This is a genomic window from Rhizobium phaseoli, assembly GCF_003985125.1.
GTDB classification, from domain to species: domain Bacteria; phylum Pseudomonadota; class Alphaproteobacteria; order Rhizobiales; family Rhizobiaceae; genus Rhizobium; species Rhizobium phaseoli.
In genome coordinates, this window is record NZ_ML133574.1 from 93,148 (window position 1) to 114,867 (window position 21,720).

Annotated in this window: 22 protein-coding genes and 3 tRNA genes; 23 read left to right on the top strand and 2 right to left on the bottom strand. The window is 61.5% G+C overall.

Annotated elements, in window-relative coordinates; genetic code table 11:
• Nucleotides 1-72 precede the first annotated feature (72 nt).
• On the top strand, nucleotides 73-621 hold the full coding sequence (locus tag EFD56_RS18160; RefSeq protein WP_126905937.1) for a glutathione peroxidase: 549 nt from the start codon (nucleotides 73-75) through the stop codon (nucleotides 619-621).
• A gap of 60 nt (nucleotides 622-681) precedes the next feature.
• Here EFD56_RS18160 and EFD56_RS18165 read toward each other — a convergent pair whose 3' ends face one another.
• Together EFD56_RS18165 and EFD56_RS18170 are read right to left on the bottom strand one after the other, a co-directional pair.
• Nucleotides 682-894 (bottom strand): hypothetical protein, encoded by a 213-nt coding sequence (locus EFD56_RS18165; protein ID WP_080956129.1) that lies wholly within the window; start codon nucleotides 892-894, stop codon nucleotides 682-684.
• 288 nt (nucleotides 895-1,182) lie between these two features.
• A tRNA-Val gene (locus tag EFD56_RS18170) sits at nucleotides 1,183-1,258 on the bottom strand.
• Between the two features lie 414 nt (nucleotides 1,259-1,672).
• On the opposite strand from EFD56_RS18170, the gene EFD56_RS18175 reads away from it, so the two are divergent.
• The 22 genes from EFD56_RS18175 to EFD56_RS18280 all read left to right on the top strand — a co-directional run bounded on the left by EFD56_RS18175 (nucleotide 1,673) and on the right by EFD56_RS18280 (nucleotide 21,666).
• Nucleotides 1,673-1,749: transfer RNA gene (locus tag EFD56_RS18175), tRNA-Asp, on the top strand.
• 51 nt (nucleotides 1,750-1,800) lie between these two features.
• A tRNA-Asp gene (locus tag EFD56_RS18180) sits at nucleotides 1,801-1,877 on the top strand.
• Nucleotides 1,878-2,124: 247 nt separating this feature from the next.
• On the top strand, nucleotides 2,125-2,490 hold the full coding sequence (locus tag EFD56_RS18185) for an NADH-quinone oxidoreductase subunit A (protein ID WP_008521906.1): 366 nt from the start codon (nucleotides 2,125-2,127) through the stop codon (nucleotides 2,488-2,490).
• Entirely contained in the window at nucleotides 2,481-3,065 is a 585-nt protein-coding gene (locus EFD56_RS18190) for a NuoB/complex I 20 kDa subunit family protein (protein ID WP_126905938.1), read from the top strand. Before EFD56_RS18185 ends, EFD56_RS18190 begins: the two co-directional genes overlap by 10 nt.
• Before the next feature lie 18 nt (nucleotides 3,066-3,083).
• Entirely contained in the window at nucleotides 3,084-3,686 is a 603-nt protein-coding gene (locus EFD56_RS18195; RefSeq protein WP_126905939.1) for an NADH-quinone oxidoreductase subunit C, read from the top strand.
• 66 nt (nucleotides 3,687-3,752) lie between these two features.
• The gene (locus EFD56_RS18200; RefSeq protein ID WP_126905940.1) at nucleotides 3,753-4,943 is read left to right on the top strand and encodes an NADH-quinone oxidoreductase subunit D; all 1,191 of its coding nucleotides are present in this window, start codon (nucleotides 3,753-3,755) and stop codon (nucleotides 4,941-4,943) included.
• The gene (locus tag EFD56_RS18205; RefSeq protein WP_004680054.1) at nucleotides 4,943-5,215 is read left to right on the top strand and encodes a hypothetical protein; all 273 of its coding nucleotides are present in this window, start codon (nucleotides 4,943-4,945) and stop codon (nucleotides 5,213-5,215) included. Before EFD56_RS18200 ends, EFD56_RS18205 begins: the two co-directional genes overlap by 1 nt.
• A 16-nt stretch (nucleotides 5,216-5,231) precedes the next feature.
• Nucleotides 5,232-6,389: an NADH-quinone oxidoreductase subunit E gene (locus EFD56_RS18210; protein WP_126905941.1), complete on the top strand. Its 1,158-nt coding sequence runs from the start codon at nucleotides 5,232-5,234 to the stop codon at nucleotides 6,387-6,389.
• Between the two features lie 10 nt (nucleotides 6,390-6,399).
• Complete coding sequence (gene nuoF / locus EFD56_RS18215; RefSeq protein ID WP_126905942.1) at nucleotides 6,400-7,704, top strand: NADH-quinone oxidoreductase subunit NuoF; 1,305 nt, start codon at nucleotides 6,400-6,402, stop codon at nucleotides 7,702-7,704.
• 2 nt (nucleotides 7,705-7,706) lie between these two features.
• The gene (locus tag EFD56_RS18220) at nucleotides 7,707-8,408 is read left to right on the top strand and encodes an NADH-quinone oxidoreductase subunit E (protein ID WP_085742231.1); all 702 of its coding nucleotides are present in this window, start codon (nucleotides 7,707-7,709) and stop codon (nucleotides 8,406-8,408) included.
• A gap of 223 nt (nucleotides 8,409-8,631) precedes the next feature.
• Nucleotides 8,632-10,713 carry an NADH-quinone oxidoreductase subunit NuoG gene (nuoG, locus tag EFD56_RS18225; protein ID WP_126905943.1) on the top strand — a complete coding sequence of 694 codons (2,082 nt, stop codon included), beginning with the start codon at nucleotides 8,632-8,634 and terminating at the stop codon, nucleotides 10,711-10,713.
• Between the two features lie 12 nt (nucleotides 10,714-10,725).
• The gene (gene nuoH / locus EFD56_RS18230) at nucleotides 10,726-11,769 is read left to right on the top strand and encodes an NADH-quinone oxidoreductase subunit NuoH (protein ID WP_085742233.1); all 1,044 of its coding nucleotides are present in this window, start codon (nucleotides 10,726-10,728) and stop codon (nucleotides 11,767-11,769) included.
• A 40-nt stretch (nucleotides 11,770-11,809) separates the two neighbouring features.
• Entirely contained in the window at nucleotides 11,810-12,301 is a 492-nt protein-coding gene (nuoI, locus tag EFD56_RS18235; protein ID WP_004680064.1) for an NADH-quinone oxidoreductase subunit NuoI, read from the top strand.
• Between the two features lie 141 nt (nucleotides 12,302-12,442).
• On the top strand, nucleotides 12,443-13,057 hold the full coding sequence (locus tag EFD56_RS18240) for an NADH-quinone oxidoreductase subunit J (RefSeq protein WP_037118533.1): 615 nt from the start codon (nucleotides 12,443-12,445) through the stop codon (nucleotides 13,055-13,057).
• Between the two features lie 23 nt (nucleotides 13,058-13,080).
• Nucleotides 13,081-13,389, top strand: a complete 309-nt coding sequence (nuoK, locus tag EFD56_RS18245; protein WP_003587269.1) for an NADH-quinone oxidoreductase subunit NuoK — start codon at nucleotides 13,081-13,083, stop codon at nucleotides 13,387-13,389.
• A gap of 7 nt (nucleotides 13,390-13,396) precedes the next feature.
• Nucleotides 13,397-15,397, top strand: a complete 2,001-nt coding sequence (gene nuoL / locus EFD56_RS18250; RefSeq protein WP_085742235.1) for an NADH-quinone oxidoreductase subunit L — start codon at nucleotides 13,397-13,399, stop codon at nucleotides 15,395-15,397.
• Nucleotides 15,397-16,908, top strand: a complete 1,512-nt coding sequence (locus tag EFD56_RS18255; protein WP_126905944.1) for an NADH-quinone oxidoreductase subunit M — start codon at nucleotides 15,397-15,399, stop codon at nucleotides 16,906-16,908. The genes nuoL and EFD56_RS18255 overlap by 1 nt, the downstream gene beginning before the upstream one ends.
• An 18-nt stretch (nucleotides 16,909-16,926) precedes the next feature.
• Nucleotides 16,927-18,372, top strand: coding sequence for an NADH-quinone oxidoreductase subunit NuoN (gene nuoN, locus EFD56_RS18260; protein ID WP_085742237.1), 1,446 nt, complete (start codon nucleotides 16,927-16,929; stop codon nucleotides 18,370-18,372).
• Nucleotides 18,372-19,136 (top strand): biotin--[acetyl-CoA-carboxylase] ligase, encoded by a 765-nt coding sequence (locus EFD56_RS18265; RefSeq protein WP_085742238.1) that lies wholly within the window; start codon nucleotides 18,372-18,374, stop codon nucleotides 19,134-19,136. The genes nuoN and EFD56_RS18265 overlap by 1 nt, the downstream gene beginning before the upstream one ends.
• Nucleotides 19,137-19,153: 17 nt before the next feature.
• Nucleotides 19,154-20,824, top strand: coding sequence for a ribonuclease J (locus EFD56_RS18270; RefSeq protein ID WP_085742239.1), 1,671 nt, complete (start codon nucleotides 19,154-19,156; stop codon nucleotides 20,822-20,824).
• 2 nt (nucleotides 20,825-20,826) lie between these two features.
• Nucleotides 20,827-21,231 carry a methylmalonyl-CoA epimerase gene (gene mce, locus EFD56_RS18275; RefSeq protein WP_085742240.1) on the top strand — a complete coding sequence of 135 codons (405 nt, stop codon included), beginning with the start codon at nucleotides 20,827-20,829 and terminating at the stop codon, nucleotides 21,229-21,231.
• 159 nt (nucleotides 21,232-21,390) lie between these two features.
• Nucleotides 21,391-21,666, top strand: a complete 276-nt coding sequence (locus EFD56_RS18280; RefSeq protein ID WP_029531512.1) for a DUF1467 family protein — start codon at nucleotides 21,391-21,393, stop codon at nucleotides 21,664-21,666.
• Nucleotides 21,667-21,720: the final 54 nt, after the last annotated feature.

The following is a 21,720-nucleotide window of genomic DNA, read 5'->3' on the forward strand; positions in this document are numbered from 1 at the left end:
CTCTGCCCTGATGACATTGGCGGCGATATCGCTAAGCTCGCCGGAATTATCCTTGTGAAATTGGAGGTTCCCGTGACGGGCAATGTGCTGGATATCCCGGTCAAGACGGTGGATGGTCGTGAAACCGCGCTCAACGAATACAAGGGCAGGGTGCTGTTGATCGTCAACGTCGCCTCGAAATGCGGGCTCACGCCGCAATATGAGGGGCTTGAAAAACTCTATGGCGAAAAGCGTGAGCGCGGCTTCGTCGTCGCTGCTTTCCCCGCCAACGACTTCAAGGGCCAGGAGCCGGGCACCGACGCCGAGATCCTCGATTTCTGCACCAGCACCTACGATGTCACCTTCCCGATCTTCTCGAAGATTTCGGTCAAGGGCGAGGCCCAGCACCCGCTTTACCGGCAACTGACCAAATCCGGCGTGGAGACGACCGGCGACGGCCCGATGCGCGAGCGCCTGAAATCCCACGGCATATCAGCCGGTGACGAGGACGATGTTCTCTGGAACTTCGAAAAATTCCTGATCGGCCGCGACGGCAAGGTGGCCGCCCGATTCGCGCCTGACGTGACGGCGGATGATTCGCGGCTGGTTTCGGCCGTGGACAAGGAGCTGGCAAAGGGATGAATGCCCTCCGGCTGCCAGGCGAATCGGGCCGGCAATGATTTGCGATGGCGCTGAACGTCTTCAGATCCCAAGCACGGTCACCAGCGGCGGCGTAAAGTCCTTGAAGCCCAATCTCGGCCAGTCGCACCTCGCGTCAAATTGCGTCTTTGGTTTGTGGCGCTGGCAGTTCGGCTTCGTCTTGAATGCATAGCCAGGCAGGTTGACATAGGTGGGACTTGGCGCGCCAACGGCAATCGCGATGCACAGTGTCAATACGGAGCAGAGAGTTCTCATGACACCCCTCCAGGCGTGAGAAACCTTCAAGCGCGGAGACTTTCCGGGCGGCGAATATTCCCACGTTTGCCGCCCTCCATCCATTCGCCCAATCGGAGGTGGCGCGGCAGTCGGAGTAGTCCGTTTTGGTGGAGGTCTCAGACGGCGAGCGCATCAGAATCTGCCGGACGTCACGCCTTTCTGCGCCGAAATGTCTCCTGAATCCGCACATGGGTACGAAGGAGCGCGGAGCGTCGGTTTGCGAGCCCGCGATATCGCTTAGGTACTTGACGCTGATAGGAGAAAAAATGGTGGGCGATGAGAGACTCGAACTCCCGACATCCTCGGTGTAAACGAGGCGCTCTACCAACTGAGCTAATCGCCCATCGCTTGCGAAGCCGGATCGGCCTGCCGCGTTGGTGGCCGTGATCTATGCGGATCGCGGCAAAACCGCAAGAGTGTTTGTGAAGATTTTTTGATTTTTTTGGCGGCAGTCCCTCTCTTCGCGGCGCCGATTGGGAGCGGCGGGGCTGTGGATAAAGGGGAAGGGAAGGCGGCGGGCATGTCGGCTTCGACCGTGTCGTCGGCTTCGATCGGGCGTCCGTGCCGCAGCGGCAAACGGAATTGCCGGCTTTTCGTTCTTCTCGCATGGTCTTTGCCGAAACAATTCAACGACTGTCATGGTTTTGTCTCCAAACCTGCTTGACACTAAAAGGCGAACCCCGTAGTTAGCCGCTCATCGAAACGGGCAGCCGTTTTGGTAAGGGTGCGAAGGCATCCGGATTGCTTGAAATGAAGTGCGGGTGTAGCTCAGTCGGTTAGAGTGCCGGCCTGTCACGCCGGAGGTCGCGGGTTCGAGCCCCGTCACTCGCGCCATTTCAAAAGAGGCGTCAAATCGCCGCTATCCGGTTCTTCCGTCCACTATGCGCGGGTGTAGCTCAGTCGGTTAGAGTGCCGGCCTGTCACGCCGGAGGTCGCGGGTTCGAGCCCCGTCACTCGCGCCATTCTCTTCCGAAAGCCATGCAGTTTCCAGGGGTCAGGCATGCAGCTTGAATCAGCTTCTGCGGATTTGTCGCGACATCGTTGCATCTGCTTGATAATGTCCGCGCGCGACGCGTCGAATTGCCTCTGTAAAAGTCTTGCGCCGGGGCTTCGGCTGCGCTAACCACGGCTTGTTGCAACGCACGTTCGCTTGCCGGGCAATTGCCCAAATGCGCCGCCTGGCGCCTCCGGCAAGCAAGGATGAACATGATGACTGAACTGCTCAGTTCCTATATTCCGATCGCTATCTTCATTGGTATCGCGCTTGTTATCGGCCTGGCGCTGCTCATTGCGCCGTTCGCCGTGGCTTTCAAAGCGCCCGATTCGGAAAAGCTCTCGGCTTACGAATGCGGCTTCAACGCTTTCGACGACGCCCGCATGAAGTTCGACATCCGCTTCTATCTCGTGTCGATCCTCTTCATCATCTTCGACCTCGAAGTCGCCTTCCTCTTCCCCTGGGCCGTTTCCTTCGGCGCCATCGGCTGGTTCGGCTTCTGGTCCATGATGGTCTTCCTCCTCGTGCTGACCATCGGCTTTATCTATGAATGGAAGAAGGGAGCCCTGGAATGGGAGTGACCCCTGTGAGCAATCAGCCGCTCGTCGCCCAGCAGCCGAAGGGGATCATTGATCCCTCGACCGGCAATCCGATCGGCAGCAATGACGCATTCTTCGGCGAGATCAACAACGAGCTCGCCGACAAGGGTTTCCTCGTCACCTCGACCGACGAGTTGATCAACTGGGCCCGCACCGGCTCGCTGATGTGGATGACCTTCGGCCTTGCCTGCTGCGCCGTCGAGATGATGCAGCTGTCGATGCCGCGTTACGACGTCGAGCGCTTTGGCTTTGCGCCGCGCGCCTCGCCGCGCCAGTCCGACGTGATGATCGTCGCCGGCACGCTGACCAACAAGATGGCGCCCGCTCTGCGCAAGGTCTACGACCAGATGCCCGAGCCGCGCTACGTCATCTCGATGGGCTCCTGCGCCAATGGCGGTGGCTACTATCACTATTCCTATTCCGTGGTGCGCGGCTGCGACCGCGTCGTGCCGATCGATATCTACGTGCCGGGCTGTCCCCCCACGGCGGAAGCACTGCTCTATGGCGTGCTTCTGCTGCAGAAGAAGATCCGACGCACCGGCACGATCGAACGCTAAGGGTTAAGGACAAGGCATATGAGTGAAGCCCTGACTGAGCTTGCGTCCTACCTTGGCGAAGCGCGCGGCAACCTGATCGCCGCATCGCAGTTGAAGTATGGCGAGCTGACGCTGACCGCGACGGGTGAAAACCTGATCCCGCTTCTGACCTTCCTGCGTGACGACGCCAAATGCGGTTTCGTCAATCTGATCGATATTTGCGGTGTCGACTGGCCACAGCGCGAGCTGCGCTTCGACGTCGTCTATCACTTGCTGTCGCCGAAGAGAAACCTGCGCATCCGCGTCAAGGTCGCAACCGACGAAGACACGCCCGTGCCGTCGGCTTGCGGCCTTTATCCCGGCGCCGACTGGTTCGAGCGCGAGACCTGGGACATGTACGGCGTGCTCTTCACCGGTCATCCTGATCTGCGCCGCATCCTGACCGATTACGGTTTCGAAGGTCACCCGCTGCGCAAGGACTTCCCGACCACTGGTTTCGTCGAAGTCCGCTACGACGATGCGGCCAAGCGCGTCGTTTACGAGCCGGTAGAACTGAAGCAGGAATTCCGCAACTTCGACTTCATGTCGCCTTGGGAGGGAACAGAATATGTTCTCCCTGGCGATGAAAAAGCGAAGCAATAAATTCAAGGCGGCTGGTGGGCTTGTGCCTGCCACTCACTGGTTATCTGAGAACGCGAGCCCATCGCCATGACCGAACATAACGTCCGCAACTTCAACATCAATTTCGGACCGCAGCATCCGGCGGCGCACGGCGTTCTTCGTCTTGTCCTGGAGCTTGACGGCGAAATTGTGGAGCGGGTTGATCCGCATATCGGACTGCTGCATCGCGGCACCGAGAAGCTGATCGAGACCAAAACCTATCTTCAGGCGGTGCCCTATTTCGATCGTCTCGATTACGTCGCGCCGATGAACCAGGAGCATGCCTATGCGCTGGCTGTTGAAAGGCTGCTCGGCATCGAGATCCCGATCCGCGGCCAGCTGATCCGCGTGCTTTATTCTGAAATCGGCCGCATCCTGTCGCATCTCTTGAACGTCACGACGCAGGCCATGGACGTCGGCGCGCTGACGCCGCCGCTCTGGGGCTTCGAGGAGCGTGAAAAGCTGATGGTGTTCTACGAACGCGCCAGCGGTTCGCGCATGCATGCCGCCTACGTTCGTCCCGGCGGCGTCCACCAGGACCTGCCGGAAAAGCTCGTGCAGGATATCGGCGACTGGTGCGATCCTTTCCTCAAGGCGCTCGACGACATCGACAACCTGTTGACCGGCAACCGCATCTTCAAGCAGCGCAACGTCGATATCGGCGTCGTCTCGCTGGAAGATTGCTGGGCCTGGGGCTTCTCTGGCGTCATGGTGCGCGGTTCGGGCGCTGCCTGGGATCTGCGTCGCGCCCAGCCTTACGAATGTTATTCCGATCTCGAATTCGACATTCCAATCGGCAAGAACGGCGACAACTACGACCGCTACCTGATCCGCATGATCGAGATGCGCCAATCGGTGCGTATCATGAAGCAGTGCGTCAATCGCCTGCTGTCTGATGCCAAGACCGGTCCTTTCTCGTCGATCGACGGCAAGGTCGTGCCGCCGAAGCGCGGCGAGATGAAGCGCTCGATGGAAGCGCTGATTCACCACTTCAAGCTTTATACCGAAGGCTATCACGTGCCGGCCGGCGAAGTGTACGCCGCCGTCGAAGCGCCGAAGGGCGAATTCGGCGTCTATCTCGTCTCCGATGGCTCCAACAAGCCGTATCGCTGCAAGATCCGCGCCCCCGGTTACGCGCATCTGCAGGCGATGGACTTTATATGCCGCGGCCACCAGCTTGCCGACGTCGCAGCCGTGCTCGGCTCGCTCGACATCGTCTTCGGCGAGGTAGACCGCTGATGCAGCGTCTGCCGCTTGCCGTCGCTCTCCTTCTTGCGGCATCCGGGGTTTCGGCCCAGGAGGCCGACACCCTCGGCACGCCGTTGGGCCACAAGGAAGTGACGCCGCCGGCGGCGCAAGCGTCCATGGGCGAGCTTTTGTCCAAGGGCTATCAGATCAAGGCTGCCATCCCGAATGGCAGCAAATTCGTCGTATTTATGCAGAAAGACCAGTCGGCCTATGCCTGCGAAATGCAGTCTTTGACCGCTTCGCGGTGTGGAACCCTAAACTGACAAGGCGTGAGGAAGAATGTCCGTTCGTCGATTAGCCGAAGATCAATTTCAGCCTGCCGCATTCGCTTTCAGCGATGAAAATGCGGTCTGGGCGGACAAGACGATCCAGAAATACCCCGCCGGCCGCCAGCAGTCGGCGGTCATTCCGCTGTTGATGCGGGCGCAGGAGCAGGACGGCTGGGTCACGCGCGCGGCGATCGAAAAGATCGCCGACATGCTCGACATGGCCTATATAAGGGTGCTCGAGGTCGCGACCTTCTATACGCAGTTCCAGCTGCATCCCGTCGGCACCCGCGCCCATGTGCAGGTCTGCGGCACGACGCCCTGCATGCTGCGCGGCTCGGAAGCGCTGATGTCGGTCTGCAAGAGCAAGATCCATGCCCATCCCTTCGAGCGCAACGCCGAAGGCACGCTGTCGTGGGAAGAGGTCGAATGTCTTGGCGCCTGCGTCAACGCCCCGATGGTGATGATCGGCAAGGACACCTATGAGGATCTGACGCCCGCGCGTCTCGAAGAGATCATCGATACCTTCGCCGCCGGCAATGGCGCGAGCATCAAGCCGGGCACCCAGATCGACCGCATATTCTCCGCGCCGGAAGGAGGCCCGACCTCGCTGACGACGGAAGAGCCGAAGGCAAGGACACGCGCCAAGAAGGCTGATGCAGAAGGCGTATCGGCTCCGGTTGACGCCGCTCCGGTTCCGCCCTCCGAGGCCGCCCGCCCGAAGAGCACCGATGCCGAGACCAATGCGGCTCTGAAGACGCCGGCAACGGCGCCGAAGGCTGCGGCGAAGAACGCCAAGGCAGCTCAGGAACAGCCGGTTTCCGGCACCGCGGCTGCCGAGCCGGCCCCGGCCGTCAAGGCCGAAGCCGCGGCGGCGAAGCCCAGCCTGACCGACAAGAACCGCCCGGCCGGCATCGAAAAGCCCGCCGCCCCGGATGATCTGAAGATGATCTCCGGCGTCGGTCCGAAGATCGAGGCGACGCTGAACGAAATCGGCATCTTCACCTTCGCGCAGGTCGCAAGCTGGAAGAAGGCCGAACGCGAATGGGTCGACGGCTACCTGAACTTCCGCGGCCGCATCGAGCGCGACGACTGGGTCAAGCAGGCCAAGGCGCTCGCCAAGGGCGGCGAAGCGGAATATATCAAGGTCTTCGGCAAGAAGCCGCGGTAAGAGGTGAAGCATGTTACAAGATAAAGACCGCATCTTTACCAATATCTACGGCCTCAAGGACAAGTCCCTGAAGGGCGCGATGAGCCGCGGCCACTGGGACGGCACCAAGCAGATCCTCGAAAAGGGCCGTGACTGGATCATCAACGAGATGAAGGCTTCGGGCCTGCGCGGCCGCGGCGGCGCCGGTTTCCCCACCGGTCTCAAATGGTCCTTCATGCCGAAGGAAAGCGACGGCCGCCCGCATTATCTCGTCGTCAATGCCGACGAATCCGAGCCCGGCACCTGCAAGGACCGCGACATCATGCGCCACGATCCGCATACGCTGGTCGAAGGCTGCGTCGTCGCGAGTTTCGCCATGGGCGCCAATGCCGCCTACATCTATGTGCGCGGCGAATATATCCGCGAGCGCGAGGCGCTGCAGGCGGCGATCGACGAATGTTATGACTATGGCCTGCTCGGCAAGAACAACAAGCTCGGCTGGGACATGGACATCTACGTCCATCACGGCGCCGGCGCCTACATCTGCGGCGAGGAGACCGCGCTGCTCGAAAGCCTCGAAGGCAAGAAGGGCCAGCCGCGCCTGAAGCCGCCGTTCCCGGCCAATATGGGTCTCTACGGCTGCCCGACGACGGTTAATAACGTCGAATCGATCGCTGTGGCGCCGACGATCCTGCGCCGCGGCGCCGGCTGGTTCTCGTCCATCGGCCGCCCGAACAATGTCGGCACCAAGCTGTTCATGCTCTCCGGCCACGTCAACAAGCCGTGCACGGTCGAAGAGGAAATGGGCATTACCTTCCGCGAACTGGTAGACCGCCATGCAGGCGGCATCCGCGGCGGCTGGGACAATCTTCTCGCCGTCATTCCGGGCGGCGCATCATGCCCGATCGTTCCGGCCAAGGACATCATTGATTGCCCGATGGATTTCGACGGCCTGCGCGGCGTCGGCTCATCTTTCGGAACGGCCGCTGCGATCGTCATGGACAAGTCCACCGACGTCATCAAAGCGATCGCCCGCATCTCCGCCTTTTTCAAGCACGAGAGCTGCGGCCAGTGCACGCCGTGCCGCGAAGGCACCGGCTGGATGTGGCGGGTGATGGAACGCATGGCCAAGGGCAATGCCCAGAAGCGCGAAATCGACATGCTGTTCCAGGTGACCAAGCAGATCGAAGGCCACACCATCTGCGCGCTCGGCGACGCCGCCGCATGGCCGGTGCAGGGTCTGATCCGTAACTTCCGCCCCGAGATCGAAAAGCGCATCGACCAGTATACGGCCAGCGCGCTCGACCACGGCGCGGTTCTGGAGGCGGCTGAATAATCATGACGGACAAGGCATCCAAGAGTGGGAAGAAGGAAGAGACTGCCGATTTCGCGGCCGGCTTCGGCCGTCTTGCCGCCGAGATGCTGGAAAACGCACAGGCAATGCCGGTGCATCCGTTGATGGCGCATCCCGCCGCAGCCTTTGCTGCTGCAACGGCGATCGGTTTCGGCTTCTCGACGCAGATGGCAGGCGCCTTTTTCGGAGCCTTCCAGAGCGCTCTGGAAACCACCGGCAAGCTTGCTGCCGCTCTCGACGACACGCCGCCGGAGGAACCGGCGCCGGAAGTCGATATCCGGCCGGAAAATATCCGCCCGACGGTCAAGGCTTTCGCCAAGCCCGTTGCGGAGAAGCCGGTTTTCGAGAAGAAGGCCGGGCCGAGACTGACGGTGGTCAAGCCCGCCAGTGCGCCGATCCAGGCAAGCGCGCCGGCGCCGGCAAGCCAGCCAAAACCGGTCGTGAAAGCAAAACCGGCGGCGCGGACTGCAAAGGCCGATGATCTCAAGCTGATCGCCGGCATCGGCCCGAAGCTCGAGCAGGTGCTGAACGCCAAGGGCGTTCGCAGCTTTGCCGAGATCGCCGGCTGGAGCGACGAGGACATCGCCCGGCTGGAGGCCGAGCTCGGTTTCAACGGCCGCATCGGCCGCGACGACTGGACCGGCCAGGCGAAAATTCTGGCAGGGCGGGGCCGCAGAAGGAAATGAAATGTCCGGCCGGATCAATCGGCCGGAAAGAAGGGCAGATCGGCGCAGGGGCGGGGGCCTCACGCTGCAGATGCCGGTGCGGTTCCGGATCTGGAACGCGCGATAGAGAATTTGGGCGACATCAGCTGCCAGCAGGACGAAAGATCCGGCTTGGCAATGAGACTGTTGCAAAAATAGGTTTGTTTGCCGTCTTCAGGCAAACGGGAAACAGGACTGAGCGACGATGGCAAAACTGAAGATTGACGGCAACGAGATCGAAGTTCCGGATCATTTCACGCTGTTGCAGGCGTGCGAAGACGCCGGCGCCGAGGTTCCGCGCTTCTGCTTCCATGAGCGGCTGTCGGTTGCCGGCAATTGCCGCATGTGCCTTGTCGAAGTGAAGGGCGGCCCGCCGAAGCCGCAGGCTTCCTGCGCCATGAGCGTGCGCGATATCCGCGGCGGCCCGAACGGCGAACTGCCCGAGGTCTTCACCAATACGCCGATGGTCAAGAAGGCCCGCGAAGGCGTGATGGAATTCCTGCTGATCAACCATCCGCTCGATTGCCCGATCTGCGACCAGGGCGGCGAATGCGACCTGCAGGACCAGGCGATGGCCTTCGGCATCGATACCTCGCGCTACCAGGAAGACAAGCGTGCCGTCGAGGACAAGTATATCGGCCCGCTCGTCAAGACGGTGATGAACCGCTGCATCCACTGCACGCGCTGCGTTCGCTTCACCACCGAGGTCGCCGGCATTTCCGAACTCGGCCTGATCGGCCGCGGCGAAGACGCCGAGATCACCACCTATCTCGAACAGGCGATGACCTCCGAACTGCAGGGCAACGTCGTCGACCTTTGCCCGGTCGGCGCGCTCACCTCCAAGCCCTTCGCCTTCACGGCGCGCCCCTGGGAACTGAACAAGACCGAATCGATCGACGTCATGGATGCCGTCGGTTCGGCGATCCGCGTCGATACCCGCGGCCGCGAAGTCATGCGCATCCTGCCGCGCGTCAACGAGGCGATCAACGAGGAGTGGATTTCCGACAAGAGCCGCTTCATCTGGGACGGCCTGAAGACCCAGCGCCTCGACCGGCCCTATGTCCGGCGCGGCGGCCGCCTGCAGCCGGCGAGCTGGGCCGAGGCCTTCGGCGCCATCAAGGCTGCCGTCGGGGCCACCTCGGGCGACAAGATTGGCGCGATCGCTGGCGATCTTGCCTCCGTCGAGGAAATGTATGCGCTCTCCGAACTGGTGAAGTCGCTCGGATCGGACAACCTCGACTGTCGCCAGGATGGGACGGCACTCGATCCGTCGCTCGGCCGCGCAAGCTACCTTTTCAACCCGACCATTGCAGGCATCGACCAGGCCGACGCGCTGCTGATCATCGGCGCCAATCCGCGCTTCGAGGCGGCCATCCTCAATGCCCGCATCCGCAAGCGCTGGCGCCGCGGCAAGTTTCCGATCGGCGTCATCGGCGAGCCGGGCGAACTGCGTTACAGCTATGATTATCTCGGCGCCGGTCCCGACACGCTGAAGGATCTGGTCGATGGCACCCACGCTTTTGCCGACGTCCTGAAGAATGCCGCCAAGCCGATGATCATCATCGGCCAGGGTGCGTTGTCGCGCACTGACGGCGCCGGCGTCCTTGCCAGCGCCGCCAAGCTTGCCGGTTCGGTCGGCGCGGTCGTCGAAGGCTGGAACGGCTTTGCCGTCCTTCATACTGCGGCCTCGCGCGTCGGCGGCCTCGACCTCGGTTTCGTGCCGGGTGCCAAGGGCGTCAACGCCGCTGAAATGCTAACGTCGATGGACGTGCTCTTCCTGCTCGGCGCCGACGAACTCGACTTCACCGCCAAGAAGGCGGGGCTGACCGTCTATATCGGTTCGCATGGTGATAACGGCGCCCATCATGCTGACGTCATCCTGCCAGCCGCAGCCTATACCGAAAAGTCCGGCACCTGGGTCAACACCGAAGGCCGCGTCCAGATGGGCAGCCGCGCCGGCTTTGCACCGGGTGATGCCCGTGAGGACTGGGCAATTATCCGCGCCCTTTCGGACGTGCTCGGCAAGAAGCTTCCCTTCGATTCGCTGAGCGAACTGCGTGGCCGGCTCTACGCCGCTTTCCCGCATTTCGCCGCCATCGACGAGATCGCCGAAACCGATAGCGCCCAAATTGCCGCAGTTGCGAAAAAAGCCGGCAAGATGAACAAGTCAGGGTTTGCGTCGCCGGTCAAAGACTTCTATTTGACGAACCCGATAGCGCGGGCCTCGGCTGTCATGGCCGAGTGCTCGGCATTGGCCCGCAACAACTTCAAAGTCGCGGCAGAGTAAGGGCAGGGGACCATGGATTCTTTCTTTTCGACCTATGCCTTGCCGGCAATCATCATGATCGGTCAGTCGCTGCTGCTTCTGGTCTGCCTTCTCGTTTTCATCGCCTATGTGCTGCTCGCCGACCGCAAGATCTGGGCGGCCGTGCAGCTGCGCCGCGGCCCGAACGTCGTCGGTCCCTTCGGCCTGTTCCAGTCCTTCGCCGACCTTCTGAAGTTCGTCTTCAAGGAGCCGATCATTCCGGCCGGCGCCAACAAGGCGGTCTTCCTGCTTGCCCCGCTGGTGACGGTGCTGCTGGCGCTGTCCACCTGGGCGGTGGTGCCGCTCGCCGACGGATGGGTGATCGCCAACATCAATGTCGGTATCCTCTACATCTTCGCCATCTCCTCGCTCGAGGTCTACGGCATCATCATGGGCGGCTGGGCTTCGAACTCGAAGTATCCGTTCCTGGGCGCCTTGCGCTCGGCGGCACAGATGGTCTCCTACGAAGTCTCGATCGGCTTCGTCATCGTCACCGTGCTGCTCTGCGTCGGTTCGCTGAACCTGACCGATATCGTCAATGCACAGCACACCGGCCTCGGCACGATGCTCGGCCTGCCGGCCTCGTTCCTCGACTGGCACTGGCTGTCGCTTTTCCCGATGTTCATCGTCTTCTTCATTTCGGCGCTCGCCGAGACCAACCGTCCGCCGTTCGACCTTCCGGAGGCCGAATCGGAACTGGTCGCCGGCTTCATGGTCGAATACGGCTCCTCGCCATACATGATGTTCATGCTCGGCGAATATGCGGCCGTCTGCCTGATGTGCGCGCTGACGACGATCCTCTTCCTGGGCGGCTGGCTGCCTCCGGTCGATATCTGGATCCTCAACTGGGTTCCCGGCATCATCTGGTTCACCCTGAAGGCTTGCCTGGTGTTCTTCATGTTCGCGATGGTCAAGGCCTTCGTGCCGCGCTACCGCTACGACCAGCTCATGCGTCTCGGCTGGAAGGTCTTCCTGCCGCTGTCGCTCGCCATGGTCATCATCGTTGCATTCGTGCTGAAACTGATGGGATGGGCTTGATGACGCCCGTTCTCGTTTCCGGCAAAATTGGAGGTTGAAGATGGCAAGCTTGTCCAGCTCCATCAACTCGCTGTTCCTCAAGGAATTCTTTGGCGCGTTCTTTCTGTCGATGCGCTATTTCTTCCGCCAGAAGGCGACCATCAATTACCCCTTCGAGAAGGGCCCGGTCTCTCCGCGTTTCCGCGGCGAGCATGCGTTGCGCCGCTATCCGAACGGCGAGGAACGCTGCATTGCCTGCAAACTCTGCGAGGCGATCTGTCCTGCCCAGGCCATCACAATCGAGGCTGGTCCGCGCCGCAACGACGGCACGCGCCGCACCGTGCGCTACGACATCGACATGGTGAAGTGCATCTATTGCGGCTTCTGCCAGGAAGCCTGCCCTGTTGACGCGATCGTCGAGGGTCCGAATTTCGAATTTGCGACGGAAACCCGCGAAGAGCTCTATTTCGACAAGGCGCGCCTTCTCGATAACGGAGACCGGTGGGAGCGCGAAATCGCCCGCAATATCGCGATCGACTCGCCGTACCGCTGATTGGGTTTAGACATGCCGCAAGGGAGCTTCGCTGCTCCGGTCGCGGTCAATATGCACAGGAGCTTTGCCGGTCAGCCGCGCAAGGCTCTATCGGGCAGAAAAACTCCCGGCTGCCCGGGGGAAGATGAAAAAGGCACCAACATGGGTCTGCAGGCTCTATTTTTCTATCTTTTCGCCTTTGTCGCGGTGGCGTCGGCGTTCATGGTCATCTGGGCGAAGAACCCGGTTCACTCGGTTCTGTTCCTGATCCTGGTGTTCTTCAACGCGGCCGGCCTTTTCCTGCTGCTCGGCGCCGAATTCCTGGCGATGATCCTGCTGGTCGTCTATGTCGGCGCCGTCGCCGTCCTCTTCCTCTTCGTGGTGATGATGCTCGATATCGACTTCACCGAATTGAGGGCAGGGGTTCTCGAATATGCGCCGATCGGCGGGCTGATCGGGATCATTCTCGCAGCCGAGCTGATCGTCGTCATCGGCGGCAGCGTCATCTCGCCTGAGATCGCCAAGACCGTCGCCATGCCGATCCCGGCGCTGACGGAGCGCACCAATACGGCCGCCCTCGGCGACGTGCTCTACACCAATTACGTCTACTTCTTCCAGATCGCCGGTCTGGTTCTGCTGGTCGCGATGATCGGCGCGATCGTGCTGACGCTCCGGCACCGCACCAACATCAAGCGGCAGAATATCCCCAGGCAGGTTGCCCGCACGCCCGCCACCGCCGTCGAGGTGGTTTCGGTCAAGCCCGGGCAGGGCGTCTAAAGGCAGGTCAAGGAACAAAGAACATGGTCATCGGTCTTTCCCACTACCTGACGGTCAGCGCCATCCTCTTCACGCTCGGCGTCTTCGGCATCTTCCTGAACCGCAAGAACGTCATCGTCATCCTGATGTCGGTCGAACTGATCCTGCTTGCCGTCAACATCAACATGGTCGCCTTCTCCTCCTTCCTGAACGACATCGTCGGACAGGTCTTTGCGCTGTTCATCCTGACGGTGGCGGCTGCCGAGGCGGCGATCGGTCTTGCAATTCTCGTTGTCTTCTACCGCAACCGCGGCTCGATCGCGGTCGAAGACGTCAATATGATGAAGGGCTGAGTGGCTCATGTTCCTCTATAAGGCTATCGTCTTTCTTCCCTTGATCGGTGCGATCGTCGCCGGCCTGTTCGGCCGCGCCATCGGCGCCAAAGCTTCAGAATATGTCACCAGCGGCCTGATGATCATCGCCGCCATCCTATCCTGGTACGTCTTCTTCACCGTTGGCATGGGCCACGCTGAAGGCGGCCCGATTAAGGTCGAGGTGCTGCGCTGGATTCAGTCCGGCGGCATCGATGTCTCCTGGTCGCTGCGGGTGGATACGCTGACCTCGGTCATGCTGATCGTCGTCAACACGGTCTCGATGCTGGTTCACGTCTATTCGATCGGTTACATGCATACCGATCCGCATCGCCCGCGCTTCTTTGCCTATCTCTCGCTCTTCACCTTCGCCATGCTGATGCTGGTGACGGCCGACAACCTGGCGCAGATGTTCTTCGGTTGGGAAGGCGTCGGTCTGGCCTCCTATCTGCTGATCGGCTTCTGGTTCAAGAAGCCGTCGGCGACGGCTGCGGCGATGAAGGCCTTCATCGTCAACCGCGTCGGCGACTTCGGTTTCGTGCTCGGTATTGCCGGTGTCTTCGTGCTGTTCGGCGCGATCAATCTCGACACGATCTTCGCCAATGCCTCGAATTTCGCTCCGCATGAAGGCGGCGGCGAGGCGGGAGAAGTGATCCTCAACCTCTTCGGCATGCAGCTCGACAAGGCGCATGCGCTGACCGGCGTCTGCCTGCTGCTCTTCATGGGCGCGATGGGCAAGTCGGCGCAGTTCCTGCTGCACACCTGGCTGCCGGATGCCATGGAAGGCCCGACCCCGGTCTCGGCCCTCATCCATGCCGCCACCATGGTCACCGCCGGCGTCTTTCTCGTCGCCCGCATGTCGCCGCTGTTCGAACTGTCGCCGGATGCACTGACCGTCGTCACCGTGATCGGCGCGATCACCGCCTTCTTCGCGGCGACCGTCGGCCTGGTGCAGAACGACATCAAGCGCGTCATCGCCTATTCCACCTGCTCGCAGCTCGGCTACATGTTCGTGGCGCTCGGGGTAGGGGCCTATGGCGCGGCAATCTTCCACCTGTTCACGCATGCCTTCTTCAAGGCGCTGCTCTTCCTCTGCGCCGGATCGGTCATCCACGCCGTCGATGGCGAGCAGGACATGCGCTACATGGGTGGCCTGCGGCCGCACATCCAGGTGACGTTCTGGATGATGATCATCGGCACGCTGGCGATCACCGGCGTCGGCATTCCCTTCACGCCGATCGGCTTTGCCGGCTTCTTCTCCAAGGACGTGATCATCGAGGCGACCTATGCATCGCATTCGCCGGTCGCAGGCTTTGCCTTCTCGCTGCTGGTCATCGCTGCGCTCTTCACCAGCTTCTATTCCTGGCGCCTGATCTTCATGACCTTCTTCGGCAAGCCACGCGCTTCGCATGAGGTCATGCATCACGTCCACGAATCGCCGCAGGTCATGCTGGTGCCGCTCTATCTTCTTGCGTTTGGCGCGATGTTTGCTGGCGTGATCTTCGAAGGTCGGTTCTACGGTGAGGAATATGCCGAGTTCTGGAAGGGCGCGCTCTTTACCGGCGCCGAGAATGAACTCGTTGAACAGTTCCACCACGTGCCGGCGCTCGTGGGCCTGAGCCCCTTCATCGCCATGGTGCTCGGTTTCGTCACCGCCTGGTACATGTATATCCGTTCGCCGCAGACGCCGCGCGTCCTCGCCAAGCAGCACCGGGTGCTCTACCACTTCCTCTTGAACAAGTGGTACTTCGACGAACTCTACGACTTCCTCTTCGTCCGCACGGCCAGGGCGCTTGGCCGCTTCCTATGGAAGAAGGGTGATGTCGGCGTCATCGACACCTACGGCCCGAACGGCGTCGCCGCCCGCGTCGTCGCCGTCACCGACCGCGTCGTCCGCCTGCAGACCGGTTACCTCTATCACTATGCCTTCGCCATGCTGATCGGCATTGCGGCGCTCGTTACCTGGATGATGCTCGGGAGTTCCTTCTGATGACCGATTGGCCTATTCTTTCAACGGTCACCTTCCTGCCGCTCGCCGGCGTGGTGCTCCTGCTGCTGATGAACGGCGAGAGCGAGAGCGGCCGCAAGAACGTGCTGGGAATCTCGCTGATCACCACCGTCTTCACCTTCATCGTCTCGCTCGTCATCTGGATCGGCTTCGACAATGCCAATCCGGGCTTCCAGATGGAACAGAAGTTTGACTGGCTCGGGACCGGCATCGGTTACCACGTCGGCGTTGACGGCATCTCGATGCTGTTCGTCATCCTGTCGACCTTCCTCATGCCCTTCTGCGTGCTGGCGAGCTGGCTCTCGATCGAGAAGCGCCTGAAGGAATACATGATCGCCTTCCTCATCCTGGAAACGATGATGATCGGCGTCTTCGTCTCGCTCGATATCGTGCTCTTCTACGTCTTCTTCGAGGCGGGCCTCATTCCGATGTACCTGATCATCGGCGTCTGGGGTGGCAAGGACCGCGTCTATGCGAGCTACAAGTTCTTCCTCTATACGCTGCTCGGCTCGGTGCTGATGCTGCTCGCCATCATGGCAATGTACTGGCAGGCCGGCACAACGGACATTACCGCGCTGCTCGCCTACAAGTTCCCGCCGGCGCTCCAGACCTGGCTCTGGCTTGCCTTCTTCGCCTCCTTTGCGGTGAAGATGCCGATGTGGCCGGTTCATACCTGGCTTCCGGATGCGCACGTTCAAGCGCCGACAGCAGGTTCGGTGATCCTGGCCGGCGTCCTGCTGAAGCTCGGCGGCTACGGTCTCATCCGCTTCTCGCTCGGCATGTTCCCGGTGGCGTCCGATTATTTCGCGCCGTTGGTCTTCGCGCTGTCGGTCATCGCCATCATCTACACCTCGCTGGTGGCGATGATGCAGGACGATATCAAGAAGCTGATCGCCTATTCCTCGGTGGCGCACATGGGCTATGTGACCATGGGCATCTTCGCCGCCAACATGCAGGGCGTTCAGGGTTCGATCTTCCAGATGCTGTCGCACGGCATCGTCTCGGGCGCGCTCTTCCTCTGTGTCGGCGTTGTCTATGACCGTACCCATACCCGCGAGATCAATGCCTATGGCGGTCTCGTCAACAACATGCCGAAATATGCCGTAGCCATGATGGTCTTCACCATGGCCAATGTCGGGCTTCCCGGTACCTCGGGCTTCATCGGCGAGTTCCTGACGCTGATCGGCGTCTTCCGGGTCAACACCTGGGTCGCACTCTTTGCCGCCACCGGCGTCATTCTCTCGGCCGCCTATGCGCTCTGGCTCTATCGCCGGGTGATCTTCGGCGCGCTGGAGAAGGAAAAGCTGAAGGCGCTGCTCGATCTTTCGCCGCGCGAACAGCTGATCCTCTACCCGCTGGTCGCTCTGACCATCTTCTTCGGCGTTTACCCGGCTCCGGTCTTCGATGCCACGGCCGCCTCGGTGGATCTGCTGGTCAACAACTACACGGCCGCCGTGCACGCAGCGCAGAATATTGCGCTGTCTATGAATTGATGACGGGACTTATCGGACATGACCGCTGAAACAATCCTCCTCAGTCTGCATCTTTCCGTGCCGGAGCTGATCCTCGCGGTCGGCGCCCTGGTCCTGTTGATGGTCGGCGTCTTCTCAGGCGAGCGGTCGGGCCTCGTCGTCACCGGCCTCGCCATCGTGCTGCTGCTGGCTTCCGGCCTGTGGCTGCTCTTCGTGCCGGCCGAAGGCCTTGCCTATGGCGGCGTCTACATGGCCGACGGCTTCTCCCGCTTCATGAAGCTGGTGGCGCTCATCGGCTCGCTGGTCGCCCTGTTCATGACGATGGGCCACGCCCGCGAAAACCAGCTCGACAAGTTCGAGTTCCCGGTTCTGCTGGTGCTCGCGACCCTCGGCATCCTGCTGATGATCTCGGCCAACGACTTGATCTCGCTCTATCTGGCGCTGGAACTGCAGTCGCTGGCGCTCTATGTCGTCGCCGCAATCAACCGCGACAGCCTGAAGTCGACCGAAGCCGGCCTGAAATATTTCGTCCTCGGCGCGCTTTCCTCCGGCATGCTGCTCTACGGCATGTCGCTGGTCTATGGCTTCACCGGCCATACCCATTTCGCCGAAATCGCCCAGGCGCTGTCGGTCGAGGGCGCACGGTCGCTCGGCCTCGTCTTCGGCCTGGTGTTCATCCTCGCCGGCATTGCCTTCAAGATCTCCGCCGTTCCCTTCCACATGTGGACCCCCGACGTCTATGAAGGCGCGCCGACGCCGGTCACCGCCTTCCTGGCCGCAGCCCCCAAGGTCGCCGCCATGGCGATGATGACCCGCATCGTCATCACCGCCTTCCAGCCGGTTCTCGCCGACTGGCAGCAGGTCGTCGTCTTCATCTCGATCGCTTCGATGCTGCTCGGCTCGTTTGCGGCGATCGGCCAGAAGAACATCAAACGGCTGATGGCCTATTCCTCGATCGGCCACATGGGCTACGCGCTGGTCGGCCTGGCTGCTGGCAACCAGACCGGTGTTTCCGGCGTCATGCTTTACATGGTCATCTACATGGTCATGACGCTTGGCAGCTTTGCGATCATCATGTCGATGCGCCGCAAGGACGGCACCGTCGTCGAAGACGTCTATGATCTCGCCGGTCTTTCCACGACCAACCCGTTCATGGCCGTGGTGCTGACGGCGCTGATGTTCTCGCTTGCCGGCATTCCGCCGCTCGCCGGTTTCTTCGCCAAGTATTTCGTCTTCGTCGCGGCGATCGAAGCCAAGCTTTATGCGCTGGCCATCATCGGCGTTCTCGCCTCGGTCGTCGGCGCCTATTATTACCTGCGCGTCATCAAGCTGATGTGGTTCGATGAGGCGACCGGCGAATTCGCCCGGGTTTCCGGCGCCCTGCGCCTGGTCTTCGGTCTCTCCGGTCTCTTCGTCACCGCCTATGTGCTGATCGGCGGGCCGATCGGCGGCGCGGCAGAGCTTGCCGCCGCGACGCTGTTTTAATGGTTTCCGACAGACGGCGCCGGATATCGCTCGGCGATTTCAGGCACGAGGCGCTGTCGGAAACATCGTCCACCAATAGCGAATGCCTCGCCCGGGCGCGGGCGGGGGATCCCGGAAATCTCTGGGTGACGGCCGAGAGGCAGACCGGCGGCCGCGGCCGCCGTGGTCGCCTCTGGGTGTCCGAACGCGGCAATCTCTACGCTTCCCTTCTGTTGATCGACCCGGCGCCGATGGAGCGCCTCGGCTCGCTGCCGCTGGCGGTTGCCGTCGCCGTGCACCAGGCGATCCGCCAGGTGCTGCCGCCGGGCGCCGAATCGCTCGAGGTCAAATGGCCGAACGATATTCTCATCGGTCGAAAGAAGACCTGCGGCATCCTCGTCGAGGGCGAACGGTTGCCGGACGGCCGTTATGCGCTGATCGTCGGCATCGGCATCAATGTCTCGGTCATGCCGGACAATCCGCTCTATCCCGTCACCTGTCTGCGTCAGCATGCCAGCGCGGCTTCGCCGGAGGAGCTCTTCGCCCATCTCTTCGCGGCGATGGCGGATGTGCTCGATCAATGGGACCAGGGCCGCGGCATTGCCGAGATCACGGGGCGCTGGCGCACCATTGCCTGTGGCATCGGCGAAAAGATCACCGTGAATTTACCGGACCGATCGATTTCCGGCCAATTCGCCGGAATTGATGATAATGGCTTGTTGATGCTCGATATCGGCGCTGGCAGGATCATGCCCATTGCCGCAGGTGATGTGTTTTTTGGATAGCGGAAAAAACGAAAATTATGGCGAAACAGGACGAATTGGTATTCCTGCCTCTGGGCGGCGTTGGCGAGATCGGCATGAATCTCGCTCTTTACGGCTACGGCCCGCCCGAGCATCGCCAGTGGATCATGGTCGATTGCGGCGTCACCTTTCCCGGCCCGGATCTGCCGGGCGTCGACCTCGTCCTGCCGGACATCCGCTTCCTTGCCAATGAACGCAAGAACCTCAAGGCGATCATCATCACCCATGCCCATGAAGACCATTATGGCGCGCTTGCCGATCTCTGGCCCGGTCTCAACGTGCCGGTCTTCGCCTCGGCCTTTACGTCAGGTCTGCTCGAAGCCAAGCGCAATTTCGAGAAGGCGAGGATCGGCGAAGTGCCGGTGACGCCGTTCAAGGCAGGCGACACGATCAATGTCGGCCCCTTCAGCATCGAAGGTGTGGCCGTCAACCATTCGATCCCCGAGCCGATGTCGCTGATGATCCGCACGCCGGCCGGCAACGTGATCCACACCGGTGACTGGAAGATCGACCACGAGCCCTCGCTCGGCCCCCTGACCGATGAGACGCGGTTCCGTCAGCTCGGCGACGAGGGCGTGCTGGCCCTGATGTGCGATTCCACCAATGCGCTGCGCGACGGTGTTTCGCCCTCCGAAAAGGATGTCTCGGAAAGCCTGCGCAAGATCATCGAAGATGCTGAAGGCCGGGTGGCGATCACCACCTTCTCGTCGAATGTCGGCCGCATCCGCACCGTCGCCGAGGCTGCCGAGGCGGCCGGCCGCGAAGTGCTACTGCTCGGCAGTTCGCTGAAGCGGGTCGTCGACGTCGCTCAGGATATCGGCCTGATGGAGGGCGTGAAGCCCTTCATCTCCGAGGAGGAATACGGCTATATCCCGCGCGACAAGGTCGTCGTCATCCTGACCGGCAGCCAGGGCGAAGCGCGGGCAGCCCTTGCCAAACTCTCCCGCGACGAAATGCGCAATGTAGCCTTTGCGGCAGGCGATATCGTCGTCTTTTCCTCGCGTGCCATTCCCGGCAACGAGAAGGCGATCCAGGACATCAAGAACGGCCTCGTCGAGCAGGGCGTGCACATCATCACCGATACCGAGGCGCTCGTCCATGTTTCCGGCCATCCGCGCCGCAACGAGTTGCAGCGCATGTACGAGTGGACGCGGCCGAAGATCGTCGTGCCGGTGCATGGCGAGGCGACGCATCTGACGGCGCACAAGGAGCTTGCCGAGCAATCCGGCATTTCGATCGTCCCGCGGGTGCGCAACGGCGATATCCTGCGGCTGGCGCCCGGTCCGGTCGAGGTGATCGGCGAAGCGCCGCACGGCCGTATCTACAAGGACGGCATGCTGATCGGCGATTTCGACGAGATGGGGATCGGCGAGCGCAAGAAACTCTCCTATGTCGGCCATGTCGCTGTCAGCATCGTGCTCGACGCGCGTTATGATATCGTAGGCGATCCCGATCTCGTCTCGATCGGCCTGCCTGTTTATGACGAGGAGGGCGATGAGATGGAGGATACGCTCTTCGACGCGGCGATCAGCGCCATCGAAAGCATTCCGCGGGCCCGCCGCAAGGATCTGGACATGCTGCAGGAGGCCGTTCGCCGCGCCATCCGCGCCGCTGCCAACCAGAGCTGGGGCAAGAAGCCCGTCGTTACCGCCTTCGTCACCAAGGTCTGATCATGCTCGGCCGGGTAAACCATATCGCCATCGCCGTCCCCGACCTGACGTCGGCGGCGGCCGCCTATCGCGACACGCTGGGCGCTGCCGTGTCGCAGCCGCAGACGCTGCGGGAACACGGCGTCACCGTGGTCTTTGTCGAATTGCCGAACACCAAGGTCGAACTGCTGGAACCGCTTGGGGAAGCCTCGCCGATCGCAGCCTTCCTCGACAAGAACCCGTCCGGCGGCATGCACCATATCTGCTATGAGGTGGACGATATCGTCGGCGCCCGGGACCGTCTGATCGAGGCGGGGGCGCGGGTGCTGGGCGACGGTCAGCCGAAGACCGGCGCACATGGCAAGCCGGTGCTCTTTCTGCACCCCAAGGATTTCTTCGGCACCCTCATCGAACTCGAACAGGCCTGAGTTCAACGTCAATCGACGGGTCTCGCTGCGGCAGAGTGACCCGAGGACGGCGAAATGTATCGTTCGCTTTGAGTTGGCCGCCATTCCGCCGTATAAGAACGCCTACTCGAAACGACAGAGCGGTCGCGTTCTGTCGGCAGGATGTCACTGGGAACCATAATGCTTCAGACCTTCCTTCAGGGATTCGCCGTCTACTTCATCATCTGGTGGATGACGCTTTTTGCTGTTCTGCCAATCGGCCTGCGCACCCAGGCGGAAGACGACGATATCGTGCTGGGCACCGTTCCAAGCGCGCCCACCCGCTTTCGCGCCGCCTTCGTCTTTTCGCTGACGACGCTGATCTCGGCTCTGATTTATGGCCTCTGGTATGTCTGCGACACCTATTTCGGCTGGGGCTTCGACGCCCTTCCACAACTCGGGCCTAGCTTCTATTGATGGTAGCTTTTGCTCAAACTTTGGGCAGATGTAAAATTCAATGGGAAATCAGCT

Excerpts from the sequence above, each read along its gene's own strand:
- EFD56_RS18265 (WP_085742238.1), top strand. The coding sequence starts at position 18,372 with ATGGTTTCCGACAGACGGCGCCGGATATCGCTCGGCGATTTCAGGCAC.
- EFD56_RS18190 (WP_126905938.1), top strand. The coding sequence starts at position 2,481 with ATGGGAGTGACCCCTGTGAGCAATCAGCCGCTCGTCGCCCAGCAGCCG.
- nuoN (WP_085742237.1), top strand. The coding sequence starts at position 16,927 with ATGACCGCTGAAACAATCCTCCTCAGTCTGCATCTTTCCGTGCCGGAG.
- nuoH (WP_085742233.1), top strand. The coding sequence starts at position 10,726 with ATGGATTCTTTCTTTTCGACCTATGCCTTGCCGGCAATCATCATGATC.
- EFD56_RS18270 (WP_085742239.1), top strand. The coding sequence starts at position 19,154 with ATGGCGAAACAGGACGAATTGGTATTCCTGCCTCTGGGCGGCGTTGGC.
- EFD56_RS18280 (WP_029531512.1), top strand. The coding sequence starts at position 21,391 with ATGCTTCAGACCTTCCTTCAGGGATTCGCCGTCTACTTCATCATCTGG.
- EFD56_RS18220 (WP_085742231.1), top strand. The coding sequence starts at position 7,707 with ATGACGGACAAGGCATCCAAGAGTGGGAAGAAGGAAGAGACTGCCGAT.
- EFD56_RS18195 (WP_126905939.1), top strand. The coding sequence starts at position 3,084 with ATGAGTGAAGCCCTGACTGAGCTTGCGTCCTACCTTGGCGAAGCGCGC.
- EFD56_RS18255 (WP_126905944.1), top strand. The coding sequence starts at position 15,397 with ATGACCGATTGGCCTATTCTTTCAACGGTCACCTTCCTGCCGCTCGCC.
- EFD56_RS18185 (WP_008521906.1), top strand. The coding sequence starts at position 2,125 with ATGACTGAACTGCTCAGTTCCTATATTCCGATCGCTATCTTCATTGGT.
- EFD56_RS18205 (WP_004680054.1), top strand. The coding sequence starts at position 4,943 with ATGCAGCGTCTGCCGCTTGCCGTCGCTCTCCTTCTTGCGGCATCCGGG.
- mce (WP_085742240.1), top strand. The coding sequence starts at position 20,827 with ATGCTCGGCCGGGTAAACCATATCGCCATCGCCGTCCCCGACCTGACG.
- EFD56_RS18210 (WP_126905941.1), top strand. The coding sequence starts at position 5,232 with ATGTCCGTTCGTCGATTAGCCGAAGATCAATTTCAGCCTGCCGCATTC.
- nuoF (WP_126905942.1), top strand. The coding sequence starts at position 6,400 with ATGTTACAAGATAAAGACCGCATCTTTACCAATATCTACGGCCTCAAG.
- EFD56_RS18200 (WP_126905940.1), top strand. The coding sequence starts at position 3,753 with ATGACCGAACATAACGTCCGCAACTTCAACATCAATTTCGGACCGCAG.
- nuoK (WP_003587269.1), top strand. The coding sequence starts at position 13,081 with ATGGTCATCGGTCTTTCCCACTACCTGACGGTCAGCGCCATCCTCTTC.
- EFD56_RS18165 (WP_080956129.1), bottom strand. The coding sequence starts at position 894 with ATGAGAACTCTCTGCTCCGTATTGACACTGTGCATCGCGATTGCCGTT.
- nuoL (WP_085742235.1), top strand. The coding sequence starts at position 13,397 with ATGTTCCTCTATAAGGCTATCGTCTTTCTTCCCTTGATCGGTGCGATC.
- nuoG (WP_126905943.1), top strand. The coding sequence starts at position 8,632 with ATGGCAAAACTGAAGATTGACGGCAACGAGATCGAAGTTCCGGATCAT.
- EFD56_RS18240 (WP_037118533.1), top strand. The coding sequence starts at position 12,443 with ATGGGTCTGCAGGCTCTATTTTTCTATCTTTTCGCCTTTGTCGCGGTG.
- nuoI (WP_004680064.1), top strand. The coding sequence starts at position 11,810 with ATGGCAAGCTTGTCCAGCTCCATCAACTCGCTGTTCCTCAAGGAATTC.